Source organism: Alistipes intestinihominis, assembly GCF_040095975.1.
GTDB classification, from domain to species: Bacteria; Bacteroidota; Bacteroidia; order Bacteroidales; family Rikenellaceae; genus Alistipes; species Alistipes senegalensis.
Genome location: NZ_JBBMFL010000005.1, coordinates 1 through 15153, shown reverse-complemented (window position 1 = coordinate 15153; position 15153 = coordinate 1). Strand labels below are relative to the sequence as shown.

Here is a 15153-nt window from a genome sequence, read left to right as displayed (position 1 = left end):
AAACTCGTCCATTTTTATTGGACACTAATGTAAGATGAAAACAAATATCTAAGGTATTTCGGGCAGGTAACGGGTAGGTAACTCAACTTACTGCCAAGCCTGCCCGATCGGACTTTATCGAATATAGGCAGAATAGAATAAAGTATTAAAATAGCTATACCTGATATTTGCTTTTTTCTGCACATTCGGTTACTTGCAAATTCTAAACTTTTGTTGCCGGTTTTTATTTGTAACGCCGCGTAATGTATTTTGGGTAGTATGATCGAAATGTTTCAGCGAAAATTTCAGGTAAAAGTTGATGCTCAGGCGTTGCTATATGATATATGCCTAATTGAATAGAAGGCATAAGAGGAACGAGTTTTATCTCGTTCCTCTTTGGTTGCATAGAAATGATGTTCCGGCTTATTCCCGTATGCACCGCACAGGACTGGCCCAATATCGAGACAGGTCTGACGTCGTGATTGTTGTGCTGGCCTGTGGTTGGAAGGTGATTCCTGTCCCACGACGTTCGAAATAGTAGTAGTTCCTATCCGAGTTCCAGCCGTAAGGTGCAGCCGTATATAGTGTTCCTATTGTTCCGTTTTGGCTGTATATCTCGAAATAACGTCCTCCCAACGGAATTTGTGTCGTAGCATTTCCATTATAGCGTATCGTTACATAATAGGGTGCCGTACTGCTCACGTATTCTATTCCTTTGAAACTTTCCAGATCGGGTACTCTCCATCCCGGAGGACATGGGTCGTAGATGGATTTGCTGGTGGTTTTGTCTATAGAGGTCGTGGTTCTGTTTCCCCACAGATTCGGTCGATCTTTGTATGACCAGTCCGATACGGAGGGAAAGTCGTCCCAATCCTGCGGGAACAGCGGATTGATATAATTCGACGGATGTGCTGCCGCCCATTCCGGGCTCATCATTTCTTCCCACTCACTTGTGGCCGTTATTTCAGTATATTCGAATCCGGACATATAGGTTGCCGGAGCCTGCACCTTCTGATTCCAACTGTTTTGCTGGAAAGTCGAAGGATACATGAACGGGTCTTTGCGTCCCCATTGATAGTATAGCCCTTTGGCGGCAGCTTGCGTACAGTCTGTTGTCAGAGCTCCGAGGTTCCGGTCCATAAATACGGCTCCGGAAACATAAGTTTGCCCCGATGTCTCAATGTCATAGTCTACCGACCAGATGTGCCAGGACCAGATGCAATTTCCAAAAGCGTCGAAGAGCCCGATAAGCGCATTTCCCCGCTCTGTCCCGGTCTTGAAAATGATGCGTCCGGACTTGTATTCGACATCCGTTATGACTGTCCCGCGTACTGTTCCGGTTTCCCAGATCACACGGGCCTGTGTTCCGGATAGTTTCTGCGGGGTGATATTGAGTGTTGTTTTGTCGTTGCCCATTACCGTTGCATTGAATGAGTATGAAGACCCGAGTTTCGGCGCGATGTAGCAATTGGCCGTTCCTTCGTTGTCCAAAGGCTCCGTTTCAGTCCGGAATACTGCATACATGTCGCGGAACCAATCTGTCGTCGCAAACGCATACGGGTTTTGATCCGATGCCTTGTTGCTGAATTCCTCGTCATAATACCACCCATCGAACAAGTATCCGGCGGCAGGAGTTGCCGTCAGGGTACATCCTTCCATGCAAAGGGTTATAACCGACATGTCGTGAGTTTCGGAATAAAGTGCACCTGCTACGGTGATATTTCCGGAACCGACAACATGTGTCCGAATGGTATTTGCCATGCGGTGTTCGAAGTCGTATGATTGCGTGAATCCATGTGCATCCACCAACGTAATACGGTATGCCAGCAATGAATTCTTTTCGGTGAAGCATTTTGGAGTATATTCCATTTCGTAGGTGTTGTCTCCGTTCATATCGTACAAGTCGAAATCATGTTCTGCTCCGGTATCTCCGTAGTTGAACGTAAAACCTTTCAGATCTCCCGAAAGGAGTTTCAAATGTCCCCGAGTCGGAGCCGATCCGTCGAAGCATTCTACGTCGATGTGCAGGTAACGTGTTCCGTCCATCAGGCAGTATCCACCGTAGTTGTAGTCGTCGAAATCATCCCACACTTGCAATGTATAGGCGGAAATCCGGGTGTCTACTTCATTGTTTCCCAGAATCGAGATATTGAATTGATATTGTACATTCGCACGGACATTGAAATCCGAGGTGTTGTTTTCACCAAGAAAGACCGTATATGTCAGTACCTTGTTGCCGGCCAACGCCCGAATCAGCAGATAGGAGGCATTGCCGGGGGCATTATCTTTGTTTTTTTGCCGCTGATCGGTAATCGATGGGACCGAACCCTGCATATTGGATAGCAGATAACAGGTTCCGGTAGCTTGTTTGCCTGAGATTTCGGTTTCGGGGCAGTCTGTATAATCGTCGGGATTGTCCGACGGAGTGACTGTAGCATCGAAAGGGGATACCGAGCGAGGTACGGAGCGAAGTTGTACGGATTGCAGCTCTATATCCGTGGGTTGGACGGCAATATTATAGGATATTTTTGCTACGATGCGTTGTACTTCTACTGCGGGCAGTGTCCCTCCTGACGGCGGTATGCTAACATTGCCTTCGTAGAACATCGGCAGGATATCATACTCGTCGGCGTGTGTAACGATGAAATCTTCCGATGCCGGATTTTCCCCCACATCGTGCCCTAAATTGGTCGCAATTCGCATCCGATAGTTTCCTGGAACGCATTGGAATTGCAGCGTCGGACTTGTCTGATAACGATGCAGTATGATCTCGCCTTTGTCATTATAGAGATAGATGTTTACGTCTTTGATGGACATTTCGTCTGTCGCCCTCGTGATTTTTCCGAGTTTGTCGGGCTGGATTTTTATTTCGATCGCAACGCTGCGCGGATCGGATGTATCCTGAGTGTTGTCTTGATTGCAACCGTGCAGAATCCATGCTGCCATTAATATCCAAATTGTCTTTTTCATGTCGTGTGGTTTTGAAGGTTATTGCATTGTTATATCGGTAGGGATGTAGTATTTCGTAGTTTTCGATTCTATACATCTTTGATTGAAATTGAACTTAAACTCCGGATTGTCCGATGCCCGCAGGTAGACGGTGTATTTCTTGTCGTACCGCCAGAAGTATCCGGATTTTGTGGCCCCTTTGGGCAGGGCCGGCGCCGCACTCTTTTTCACGGCAGGCGGTGGAATCTTGCTTTTGTCGAGCCTGTATTCTTCGTAGTAGAATTTGATAGGTTCCGATGCTTTATAGTCGGCCGAGTATTGCGTCCGGTAATCATAGGCAACTTTTGGTACGGGACGGCCGTTCTCCATCACGAGGTATTGATACTCGAGTTGCGCTATTCCGGTTCGGGTAATCGTTACATTCCGCTGTTTCAGCCTTACTTCGATGTCCGTGATGCAGTCGGTCGATAGTTTCATTGAATATGTTTCTTCTGCGGAAAGCAAATTCCCGGATGCGTCATACCATCCTGCCGCCTCGAAGTTGAATAGTTCGTCATTGACCAGGGCGAGAGTTATTTCTTGCCCTTCAGTGTTATATTCTCCGGCTCCCTCGATCGAGAAGCATCCCTCGACGGTGCTTGTGACGACGATATTCCTTACGACATCCATATATGCCCTTGCTTTGGCTGTCGCCTGGGAGGTGGTTACTTGAAACTCGAGGATCTGTTCCCCGATCACTTCCGGGAGATATTCGAACGTCGTGTTCTCGTCTACGGGGCATTTTGCATCGTTGACGATATTCCCCTCGAGAAATATTTTACCCTGACCCTGACTGATCGATGGGGTTACCATGAATTTTCCATCCGGACTTTTTCCGTCGATCCGAAGTTGTACGGGAATTTTGGCTTCGTGCCCGAGATTTATGATCTTGGCTTCACAGGTTGCTTCGGCGGCTATCTGGGACGGTGCGGTTACGGTTACTGACAGTTCTTGCTGATCGCTGGTTTCTCCGGATGGTGCTTTCGCCTGGAGGTTTACGACCAGTTCCCCGACGGCCTCCGGCGTTATGTCTATTCGAGCGGTTTTCCCGTCCAATGTGACCCATTGCCCGGTCGTTTGAACCTCTCTTCCCTCGATCGAGATTTGCGCTTTCCCTTGACGGATAAATGCGGAAATCGAGAAATTTCCATCCACTCCTTCCTGATCGACGGTCAATGTGATGTTTACCGCCTGGCCGAGTTCGCAGTTGGCCGAGTTTTTCGAAAGTGCCAGTGTCGGCCGCGGCTCAACGATCCGATACTCTGAAGAGGTGCATCCAACCGATATGAATAAGAGTGCAGCTATTATAATCTGTTTCATAGTATCAGTTTGTTATGATGATTTCGATGTCTTTGTATTCTGTCGTTCGCCCGTCTGTTGCCGAGAACTGGAGTTTGTGAATACCTCGTGCATCAGGCGTGTAGTAGAGTGGCTGCTCGGAGTTCGCCGGTACGGAAAAGTTTACACTTGGTGCAAGATTAACTGCGCCGTATTGAAGTGTTCCGTTACCGCTGAGCTGTTCATATCTTACGGGTATGGCTCCTTCCCATCCGGTTTTGGTAACGATCATCGTCAACGCTACCGGGGAAGCTATGGATGCGGTCTCCGGACATTCGATGGAAAATTGTAGGGCCGGGCTCTCTTTCACCGTGAAGTTTATGAAGCTACGGCCGCTTTGGCCGCCATCTTTCGACTTTACCTCGAAAGAGATTTTCAGTGTTCCGGCTTTGGTCGGTGTGAGCGTCAGTATCTCCGTGGCATTGGACATCGATGCCCATGTCCCGTCGGTAGGCAGGTCGCGGCCCTGCATGGTCAATTCGCAGACACCTTCACTGAGTACTGCCGAGACCTGAAACTCCCCGTCATATCCCTGTTGCGAGACTTTGAGCTGGATGTATGCCGGTTCCTGGAGCGTATAGGTATCCTGCAATGCTTTTATTTCGAGCGTTGGTGCCGGCTCGGTGATTCGATAGGTTGACTTTGAACAACTGTTAAATAGAATGCAGCCTATCAAAATAATGATTGTCTTATTCATACTTAAAATGTTAAGGTTTGAACGGGGTAGGTCTTGTAAGAATGACTTGGATAAATCCAGTGCGATCCGAATGAGGAGGTCCCGGTCGAATTGCATATAAGGGCAAAGATATTGATGTTGTTGCACCCTGTGGAGCTGCAATAATATTCATTTCGATACTGGTATTCGAAACGCTGGCCTCCGATTGCTTTCAAACATGCCTGTACTTCTTCGAAATTCTCGTGGATCAGGAACAGCTGCCCGGCGGCCGGTATATACCATTTCCCGGGCTGCTCGGGATCATAATTGTAGCAGAGTTTCGCTATCGGAGCCTGTATTAATCCTTTGCTGTCGGCATCTACCAACGCTTTCGTATTCTTATACCCGTCGAAATCCGCTTTGGCCATGTCATAATCCATCGTCCATGTCAATTCCGGCATGATACTCATGTAATCTCTTTTCTCTGGATCACCCTCTTGCAGAGGATCTGCCCATTTCCCGCTTTTAGGCGCGGGAGCCAGAAGAAAGGAACTTTGGCTTGAAACGATCGCTACCCCTTCGGCTTTCAGCCCCCATTCGGTTTTCCACTTCGAGCGCGGGTAATATCGTGCCCCAGCGTAAATGTACACTCCGAGATCAGGGCTAATCTGCCCGGACTCCGGGCCGTAGCTATCCGGCATTACCTCGACAGAGCCGTCTAATGCCGTCCTGCTCATGCCGTCGAAAATTGTAATAGTAAATTTGTGAATCCCGGTTTTCAGGGGTTGGTATTCGAGTCTTTTCGTGGAATTGGCCGGTATGTTGAAACTCCATACGGTGCGATTGTCATTGTCCGGATCGATAAAATATCCGTCCCCTTCTGAGATTTTAGTATCTACTTTGAAATTGCCCGTATAGTTTTCTTTTGATGCTGACCATTCGAAAGAAAAAGTTTCATCCAATTCGATGTGTGTTTTTCCGGTGCTGATGATTTGTGCCGTGATCGGAGCTGTATTTTGAGTCTTGATCTGGATTTCTTTGTATGTTTTGTGCGTTCCGTCAGGGCCGCTGACGAAAAACCGCAGACTGTATTCATTTTTAGCTTTGTTGCTGAATTCAGGAGCCACGTTAAAATGTAGCGTTGCCGACGAGCCGGATTCATTGATGATTCCGTATGGAATCTGCTGCCCCTTTTTCCAGCTCATAGGCTCTCCTTCGAGCGTAATAGTTCCCGTTCCATAGAATACGGGGGCAAAGAGGAAGTAATCCTCTTGGGCTGTTTTCTTTTCAACGGTCAATGTAACATCTACCGTTTCACCCGGATTATAGGCGCGGTTTTCATATTCGACGTTCAAAGTGAACGGATTCTCTTGTTGCGGTGCGGGACCGTCATTGTTTTTGTTGCAGGCGACGCTGGTTGCGAGCAACAGGGAAAGAAGTATTTGTTTCATGGCGCTTAATGTTAGAAATGTGTGCCGCCGGCGGGACTCAAACCCACAACCTCAGCTCCCGATGGGAGGTGCGCTCTTTCCATTGAGCTACGGTGGCCGGAATCATCCCCGGCAATGCGGGGATGATGGAATGGATTACTGTCCCAGATTTACATCCTGCGTTACGAGTGCTTCCCAGTTTGCAACGGTGATGGCCAGCGTTACATCCTGGCCTGTCAGGCCATCGAGTTTGGCGTTGACCTTGTAGGAGCCGTTGCGTACGATTTTGCCGCTGGTTGCTCCCGTTAACTCAGTTTCGTAGGAAATCGGCAGTTGGTCGTCTGTCGTCGAGAGGTTTCCGTCGGCATCATAGATAGCCTCGATGTCGAGTTTGACACGCGATCCGGCTTCAGCTGCGGCCTTCTCATTGATGTAGAAAAGGTTGTTGTACTTATAAGCGTTTGTTTTCGACGCCCCGGTTTTGTCGCAATAGGCGTCTTGTGCAGAGGTGAAGGAAGAGTTTACGGTCGCGTACTTACTCGATGTTTGATCTATCAGGTAGGACTTCTCAGCACCCCTGCTTATGGTTATCTTTTTGATTTCGACGCAGCCATTGCCGTATTTGCTGCGAAATGCGTCGGTCATAATCGTCTGTATCTCGACTTTCGCCACGACGCGCTTCACAGTCAAAGACACGGCCGTCGTTCCTACTGCAATCTTTGCGCTCGCGGAGCCTGTCATAACAAATCCTCCGGTGCGCATGGCTTTCGTAGTGACGTTGGCATAGGTGCTGTTGTAGGATGCGACATCGCTTTCCAACTCTGCGAGTAGCCCGGTTTTGGTGATGATGTTGTCTGCAACGGTGCGGTTGATAATGACAAAGAAATCGCACGTAGTATCAACATTGACGCCCGGAAGAACAAACCTGATCGGCGAACTTGCCGAATTGTTTACTTCCGTAGCGGTTAGGACGCGACGCAGAATTTGCGTGCCGGAGGTGTTGTAGACGATCAGTATGGCCGAGGAGATCGATTTCTCCCAGGTCTCAGTAGTTCCGGAACCAAAGGCGCGGGTTTCATCGGCTACGTTCCCGTTTTTCAGGACAAGTTCGATCTCGCCGGTTTTCCCGCTGTTTTCTGGTGTTGGATTGGCTTCGTTTTTTTCGCAGGCAGCGAATCCCAACGTTACCGCGATCGCGGTCAATTTGATAATAATGTTTTTCATAGAGGAGATTAATTAAGTAAGATAATAAGTTTATTTCGAGTCTATTTTATACTCCGAAATGTTCTTCTTGAATAACTGTTCCTTCCCAGTCGGAGATAATCACCGTCACATTGGCTCCGTTCAGGAGAATGCGAATGTCTATCTCGACATCATGCCCCGGATTTGGTACGATCTCCATGTAACGTTGGATTGTGGCAGCAAAGAGTTCATGTCCGTAGATTGAGGCGGGATTGTTGGTGTAAATGCCGAGCGAGATTGGCAGGTTCGACGGGAAGTAGGGCGTGAAAAATGTCCCCGACATGGTGCCGGCAACTGGATCGACGGTGAGTCGGGGGCGATACATCTTGAAGCCGCCGCAGGGCTTGTTGTCAAAATTCAGAGCGGCGTAGTTGTTCAGTCCGAAATAGAAGTCTTCGGGGTTGTCGATGTTCTGCATCCCTTCGATCAAGACGTTGACCTTATATACCGACTTGAACAGGTCGATGTCGAAGCGCAGCGAATCGCCCTTCAGGATCGGCGTTTCGATGCGGTTGAAGAAAACCGGGTCGGCCCCCGTTTCAGGGAAGGTGATGGCGGCATCGCCGAGGTTGTCTGCCGATACCGTGGAGCCATGCCCTACGTTCGCAAGCGTCACAATTCCATATTCTCCATTTGAAATGTAGGTTTGCATGGCTCCGGTATCGGTCAGGAACTTTTCGCGTGTCAGTGTCGTGTCCCGGTACTGTCGTCCGGTCTTCAGGTCGAAGAAAAACAGCCGCACGGTCTGCACTTCGTCCATCGTGTCGTGTTCTCCGTCGTTGTAGTTGTAGCGCAGGTATACAACGGCCTTGCGCTTCACACTTACGTCGATGTCGTCGTGAATCTCGCAGCTGGCCAGAGAGCTTACGAGCCAAAGCCCCGTGAGTATGTAGCAGAGGTATTTCATATTAATTGTTGTGTTTCTTGAGTTCGTCGAATAGCGTCTTGAGTGTCGCGTTGGAGGTCAAAAACAGGAAGAGTACATTTTTCGGTTTACAAATCATGGTCAGGTGTTCCTGCGCGTCGTCGATGCGCCCGGCCTTGTAGTACACTATGGCCGCCAGAGCGTGTGTTTCTTTCGTGAAATGCCACCGGTGCAGACAATCCATGATATATGCGGCATCTTCGAACTTTCCCTGCTCCCAAAGGTCGAGTGCCATAGTCTCGTAGCTCTTTCTGCGAAAAGAGACCGAGTTCGACAATTTGTAACATAATCCGGTTGCTGCACACAACAGAAGTGCATAGAGCACTATATCGAATAAGCCTAACTCAACTGTCATAGGTCGTAGATTTTACGTTGTTCTGCTTATAGAGTATCTGGATTTCGGGGTCGAGGTTGCCGCGGAACTTCAGCACCGGGTCTGCCTGAATCGCCTTGAGGTAATACTCCAGTCCTTCGCGCGGCCGGTTCATGCGCGAGAGCGCAATGGCCGAGAGGTAATCTGTGCGTGCGTTCTTCTCGGCCGGAGGTAGCTGCTCCAGAATCTCGAATGCGGCTTCGTCGTAGCTCAATGACAATAACACGATTGCAAGATTCTGGCACTTGTAGTCGTTCAGGGTGCGCAGTGCCCCGACATAATCCCGGTCACGGAGTTGCTGCACTCCGCGCATGTAGGTAGTATCGAGCACGGTCAATACAACGGTATCCTTGACCATATCGACCCGGCGCAAGTTGTAGCGGAAGTCCACGGCTCGCAACTGGGGATAGAGGATCTCCTTCATGTAGGCATAGTCTTTGGGAAACTGCTGGCGGATTTGCGGCTCCGTTACGTCGAGGTTCCTGCTTTGGTCGATCATGGCTGTGATCTGCTTCCAGTTGGGGACATCGCTGTTGTGGCGGATAAGATGTTTGAGAAGTGTCCAGTCCTCGCCGATCGAACGAGTATGGATCAGCGTGTCGATTTCACGGCCGAACTTTCGGACCAGACGTTCTTTGATCGATCGGGCCCGTTCCCCGGCAATACGGTTGTTGGTCGCCATCGAGCCGTCGGGAGATGATGAAGCGGTAATGGTGATGGAATCGACGAAGAATTCGTATTGGTTGATGAGCGTGTCCATCAGGCGCTCGATTTTGGCAAGCTGCACATGGTTCTGGCCCATCGTGTCTATTACATTGGCACGGCCGACCGGGAAGGTGATGTAGTTGCGATCTCGGACCTCGACGTACTTGTCTATGATTTTGAGCATATACCGGGGTTCGTTGTCCAAAAGCGACAGCATGGATGTCACGGTATAGGTCAACGTATCGCTGTTGGCCAGGGCGTATTGGCTACGGTCGATTGCATCGACGTGTCCCCGAAAATAGAGGTGCAGCCGATGCGTATTTTTGGTCGGCCGATAACGTTGCGTATAATAATACCTGAGTTCGCCTTTTCGAAACAGCACCGAATCGAGACGTGGATCGGATAAATAGGGGAATGAGATCGTTTCCTTGTACGTGGTTTCCAGTTTCTCAGCCAGGCGTTTTTTATCGTTTCCCAGGTATCGGTTGTAGGCTTCGTAGTATTTGGCCGCAAGACTGACCGTGGATGAGAGTCCCGTTGTATCGCCGAGAATGCGGTTCAGATACTTGTTCATTTGCCAGTACTGGCGTTTTTGCACTTCGGAAAAAAGCTCACCCCGGATAGAGAGGGGTTGCAGCGCCTCTTCTGTTCCGTTGTTCTCTATGACCGGGGTGAGGGACAACCCCCAGGTGTTGTTCTGAAGGGTGCTGGGGATGCCCACGATGAAGTCGATCGCAATCTCGCCGTTGCGCTCAGCTACGGTTTTCGACTTGGCAACGATGTAGACCGTCTGAATGTTCTCGCCTTTGATGGTGAATTCTCCCGTGGAGTCGCGTTCGACCTCGGCAAGATAGGCGCTGTCACGGCTGCCGTTCATGGAGATCTTGCGCATCTGCGTGACGGCTCGTTCAACGTCTTCAATTTCGGGAGTTTCCACGGGGCCGTTACTGGGCAGGTGAATGTCGGCCGTTGGGGTTTGCCGTTGCAGAGAGTGCGTCATGGCACAGGAGATCGTTATGATACAGAGCGCAAAATATGTGGTGGTTTTGAAGATTCTCATTATCCGTGTCTGGGTTAGAAAAGGTACGAAAAAGCCAAATTGCACTTGAGTGGGAGGAGCAGAAACCGACGGTGGCAGTAGGTGTATTCGTCGTCGAATTCCCCGATGTATTTCGTCCGCAGTTTTTCGGTGTAGGGGGTATAGACGATACCGGCACCTATTTCGACGATGAAGTTCCATCGAGTACTTAGGAGTTTTGAGTAGCCCCAGGAGCAACCTATGCCATAGGCATTGCCTTTGAAAGTGTGCTTGTCGTAACCGATGGTATAGTTGGCGTAGACCAGCGATGGAGCTATGAAATGTCCGATGTAACGCTCGACGAACCAGTGCCGCCAGCCCGGTTGCAGGACGACATGGCTCCACTGTGTATCGCCGAATCTGAAAGGATTGATCGACACGGGGATGTTGACTGTATTGTGGAGGTTGACGTTAACATCGATGGCGACATTGATATTACCGGCGGCCCAGCCGACGATATTAGTTGATACTGAGGAGAACTGTGCCTGTGCAACCGCTGCGATAAGAATTGCGGCAATAGATAGAAGGATATGTTTCATTATAAAACGTTATTAAAATGCTAATTCGTTAAATTGGGACCGGATCTTTTGATGTACTTCTTCCCTTCACGATTCAACATTTTCTGCCATCGGAGGTACAAATAGCAATAGGGGAGCGGGTTTTGCTCAACCCCGTTCTTGGTGACTCCGTAGTGCAGGTGCGGCCCCGTGCTGCGGCCGGTGCTGCCAACGCGCCCGATTGCCTGACCGATATGAACACTGTCACTTTCCACAACGTCGATCGAACTCAAATGGCCGTAAAGGGTTGTAAAACCGTAATTGTGGCGTAGCCGGATGAACTTTCCGATCGTTGCTGTCCGGCCGACCTTCGCTACCATTCCTCCCGCTGTCGCATAAACCCATTCGCCCGGGTTGCCAGGCAGATCTATGCCTGCGTGGTGTTTGTATTCATTCAGGAGCGGATGGAGACGAGGCCCGTAAGCGGAGCTGATCCGGAGGTGTCGAAAATCTTCGGCCCGAAGTGGCGAGATGCAGGGTACATGGTCAATTATCGGATTCGGCCGCTTGAGCAGCAGAATCGTTTGTTCGACCTGGCGGTAGTTTCCTGCCATATTTAATAATCGTTCGATATCGGTCTGCGATGCGAGACTGCAAACTGTTGCGGTGCATAATATGAGAAATGTCATGCTCTCGTAATTTTACAGCCGTGGTAGGTATGACATATATTTTTTGCAGGAATGCCGTTCTTTCGCAGCGGATGATACCTGTATTGGATGGAACCATCGAAGGGGTCGATAAAACAGCCGCAGATCACGCCGATACGTTTGTGCCAGTCGTAATCAATTTCTACAAGTTTCCCGTCTGTAAATTCTCGGTCTTCGAGGTGTTCTTTATCCAATGCGGCGATTGCCAGACCGAGTGCCTGGCGACGCTCTTTATATTCTTCATTCGTCATATTTATATCCTTCGTTTTTGGCCAAACATTTTAATCCGTCGTAAACAGCTTCCCAGACGTAGGATTTATGATGTTTGAATAGGTGCTGTTTGATAATGGAGTCCATTTCTGCGGTGAACTCAATAGTGGATCTTCGAACAGTCGTTCTGATCTTTTTACGCCCCTTTTTTATACCGCGACGTCTGGAGCCTTGCCCCATGTCGGTAATCAGGTTGTCCAATTCACTGGTCATAATTACTGTTTTTGAGTCGAAGCATTACTTCTTTTGAGAATGCAGTCATATCGAGAGCCGCATTACTGCGTCGGTCAAATTCATATACGCTTTTATGTGCCAGCTCTGCTCTACGGAAACTCTCGCAATATCGAATCCGGCAATCGAACATGGGTAAACCGCTATCGCTCAAATGTGAAATAAGGTTTTGGGATGCGACTCTACCGGCACTAAAAAGTGTTGGAAGTATTCCCAGGATTGTAACCTTTGGATTGTATTCCCTTTGGATGGTTGTTATTGCCGCAATCACTGATTCGAGACCTTGAGATGCAAATTCCCCGGTTGTAACTGGAATAATTACATAGTCTGCTGCTACGACTGCATTGACAACCGTTTGGCCCAAACTGGGCGGGCAATCAATAATTACAAAGTCATAAATATCCGTATAATCTCGACTGTGCAATATGTCGGTGAGAATATATAGTGAATTATGCTCCCCTTCGATCAATGAATTGATCTTGGACGACCGGGCATTGGAAGGGATAATATGCAGGTTCCTTTTGATGATGGTCGGTTGAACCTTATCCCGCATGGCGAAAATTCCAAAAAAATTATCCTGTTTGGGCACGTCTGTTTGGTAGAAATGAGTAAGGTTTGCCTGTGGGTCTGCATCAATGAGTAGTACGCGCTTTTTTTCAACCGAAGCTATATACTCTGCCAGATTGATTGTAGACGTGGTTTTACCAACCCCGCCTTTTAAGTTGAGAATTGTTATAACTTTCATTGTCCTAAAGTATTGAAGGGTTTGAGAAATCGAATTCTGTCTGTATCTCGGCTGGCTTGAGCAATTCGCCAAACACTATATTTTGCATAGCCTGTCTGTAATAGGCTGCACGATTCGTAATTTCACTTTCATTTTCACCGATATATGCAAGTAGTTCGTTATGTTTTTCGTACACATAGCGACTATTCTGCGGGGTAATCTTTTCTAAGATAGAGCTCATGGAACGAGCGGTTATTCCAAAATGTGAGCTTATGTCCTTAATCCGATCTACTCGGTTTTTATAATCACGCTGCTCTTGGTCACTCAACTGGCCATTATGAATAATGAAATAGATTATATCAGGAATCTTCGAGCGCAAGGGAAACCGTTCGTAAAACGTAAACCAATAATTCGTTTTGTTCATCAAAGCATCAGCACTGCTTTTCAGTATTCGTTTCCGAAAATCGTGATATGAATTGTATTTTGTTGGATCAATATTCAGGATGGATCGCAGTTCCAAATAGCTGACAACCCACTGGCCTTTATCTGCCCAACGACAGATATTGAAATATAACTTGGCAGTATAGATTGAACTGACCTTCTCAACCGTTTCTTTTAATATTTGGGAAAAACCGTTTTGAGGATTAATGATTGTGTGTACGATCTGCTCGTGAAAGAAGAAATGTGCATTCTGACGACGTTTATTCTTTCGTTCAATCGCAACATGGCACAATCCTCCGGTTGCAGTCAGTTCTTCATTCGTCAAAGCCGATTTTTGTGGAAAAGTTACACTGATACGGCTCATGTCGAGGAGAGCCCTTTCGAGTTCGTTATAATGTTCGGGCCTAACGCCAAAGTCTCGTAGTGGTAATACAATTTCTACTATGTGTGATTCTCTATCCCAGTAGACATTTTTTGCTTGGATGGAAATTTTTCCATCAGGTGTGTCGAAATTGGTCCGAATAATTGGTTGTAACGATATTGCGATACGAAACAGTGCGAGGAACTGCGTGTATGAATACGCAGATCTCATATCAATAAACAGATTGGGATGCTTGACCTTCGTATATGACGATATATCAATAGCTGCTTCCGAAATGTTATTTTCCGGAATCGTGTAGACGTAGCCACCCCTATCTCGTATTTTAACCTGATTCGCCATCTGTAAAATTTGGGGAGACAGGGGCAACTGCCTCCCCGAAGTTTTCTCTACTTTACTTCGAAAAATAGATTATTAAAAGAACCATATATGCGCTTTCTACGCATATTCGAATATCATTTTGGAATCCAATTCCCCATGATGTCTTGTTTGAACTTCGATTCGTGCTTTTTCCAACTCCATTTCAGGGCTCGTGCGTGATCATAAGCCTTAATCCATTCTGTTGTTGGATATTTCGTTATAATTCTATTTTTTATTTCTCCGCTCTGAACTTGTCTTATCGAACAGTTGTGCCATTTAATTATCCGGCAGTTTGGACAATCATAGACTATCTTTTTCCTTGTCTCTGCATTATAAGAACATGCAGGACAAAGCATCTTAAACAGCACAGTGTATGTCCGCAGGCGTAGATACTCACGTTTTTCTTGTTCGTCTACGATTGCCCAGTATTCGGCCCACTCTTTTTTTGTCAGAGGTCGGTTGCTGCCCATCTTGAGTTTTGATGTATAGTAATTGAACTGATGATTGACAAAGGGCTTGATTGATTTCTACTCTACTCAGATAATATCTCGCACCAATTTTTCTTAAACTAATTAAATTGGCTTCGAGTAGTTCTCGGATTCTGGATTCTCCGAATTCTAACTCTGCTTTCTTACGAGATAGAGTATCGGATTTTGGCCGCAACTCTTTCAGAACCGTTGAAGAACCGACTGCGATAGCCTCTTCAAGTAGTTGCTTTATTGTTTTGAGGTCCGGGATCATCATTTATCCGTGTTCATTAGTGTCCCGTTAAAATGGGACGAGTTAAACAATTAATCAAATAGCCCCGGAATAATGGGATTATATAGATCT

Annotated in this window: 15 protein-coding genes; all 15 read right to left on the bottom strand. The window is 47.7% G+C overall.

Annotation, left to right across the window (positions count from 1 at the left end; all coding sequences use genetic code 11):
• Positions 1–402: 402 nt before the first annotated feature.
• Positions 403–2949 carry a DUF4906 domain-containing protein gene (locus tag WMO46_RS05740; protein ID WP_349093987.1) on the bottom strand — a complete coding sequence of 849 codons (2547 nt, stop codon included), beginning with the start codon at positions 2947–2949 and terminating at the stop codon, positions 403–405.
• An 18-nt stretch (positions 2950–2967) separates the two neighbouring features.
• On the bottom strand, positions 2968–4287 hold the full coding sequence (locus WMO46_RS05735) for a hypothetical protein (RefSeq protein ID WP_349093986.1): 1320 nt from the start codon (positions 4285–4287) through the stop codon (positions 2968–2970).
• Between the two features lie 4 nt (positions 4288–4291).
• Positions 4292–5002: a hypothetical protein gene (locus tag WMO46_RS05730; RefSeq protein WP_129651758.1), complete on the bottom strand. Its 711-nt coding sequence runs from the start codon at positions 5000–5002 to the stop codon at positions 4292–4294.
• A 2-nt stretch (positions 5003–5004) separates the two neighbouring features.
• On the bottom strand, positions 5005–6411 hold the full coding sequence (locus WMO46_RS05725) for a hypothetical protein (RefSeq protein WP_349093985.1): 1407 nt from the start codon (positions 6409–6411) through the stop codon (positions 5005–5007).
• A 135-nt stretch (positions 6412–6546) separates the two neighbouring features.
• Positions 6547–7614, bottom strand: coding sequence for a DUF4906 domain-containing protein (locus WMO46_RS05720; RefSeq protein ID WP_349093984.1), 1068 nt, complete (start codon positions 7612–7614; stop codon positions 6547–6549).
• A 46-nt stretch (positions 7615–7660) separates the two neighbouring features.
• Positions 7661–8539 (bottom strand): FimB/Mfa2 family fimbrial subunit, encoded by an 879-nt coding sequence (locus WMO46_RS05715; protein WP_349093983.1) that lies wholly within the window; start codon positions 8537–8539, stop codon positions 7661–7663.
• 1 nt (position 8540) lies between these two features.
• Positions 8541–8792: a hypothetical protein gene (locus tag WMO46_RS05710; protein ID WP_349093982.1), complete on the bottom strand. Its 252-nt coding sequence runs from the start codon at positions 8790–8792 to the stop codon at positions 8541–8543.
• A 109-nt stretch (positions 8793–8901) separates the two neighbouring features.
• Entirely contained in the window at positions 8902–10635 is a 1734-nt protein-coding gene (locus WMO46_RS05705; RefSeq protein ID WP_349093981.1) for a tetratricopeptide repeat protein, read from the bottom strand.
• Between the two features lie 74 nt (positions 10636–10709).
• On the bottom strand, positions 10710–11252 hold the full coding sequence (locus tag WMO46_RS05700) for a DUF3575 domain-containing protein (RefSeq protein ID WP_349093980.1): 543 nt from the start codon (positions 11250–11252) through the stop codon (positions 10710–10712).
• 20 nt (positions 11253–11272) lie between these two features.
• Positions 11273–11899 carry a M23 family metallopeptidase gene (locus tag WMO46_RS05695; RefSeq protein WP_349093979.1) on the bottom strand — a complete coding sequence of 209 codons (627 nt, stop codon included), beginning with the start codon at positions 11897–11899 and terminating at the stop codon, positions 11273–11275.
• Entirely contained in the window at positions 11896–12168 is a 273-nt protein-coding gene (locus WMO46_RS05690; protein ID WP_349093978.1) for a hypothetical protein, read from the bottom strand. The genes WMO46_RS05695 and WMO46_RS05690 overlap by 4 nt, the downstream gene beginning before the upstream one ends.
• Positions 12158–12400, bottom strand: a complete 243-nt coding sequence (locus WMO46_RS05685) for a hypothetical protein (protein WP_129651764.1) — start codon at positions 12398–12400, stop codon at positions 12158–12160. Before WMO46_RS05685 ends, WMO46_RS05690 begins: the two co-directional genes overlap by 11 nt.
• A complete protein-coding gene (locus WMO46_RS05680; protein WP_349093977.1) occupies positions 12390–13163 on the bottom strand; it encodes a ParA family protein in 774 nt (257 codons plus the stop codon). Before WMO46_RS05680 ends, WMO46_RS05685 begins: the two co-directional genes overlap by 11 nt.
• Positions 13164–13167: 4 nt before the next feature.
• On the bottom strand, positions 13168–14304 hold the full coding sequence (locus WMO46_RS05675; RefSeq protein ID WP_129651766.1) for a replication initiation protein: 1137 nt from the start codon (positions 14302–14304) through the stop codon (positions 13168–13170).
• Positions 14305–14715: 411 nt separating this feature from the next.
• Positions 14716–15063, bottom strand: a complete 348-nt coding sequence (locus tag WMO46_RS05670; RefSeq protein WP_281717338.1) for a hypothetical protein — start codon at positions 15061–15063, stop codon at positions 14716–14718.
• Positions 15064–15153: the final 90 nt, after the last annotated feature.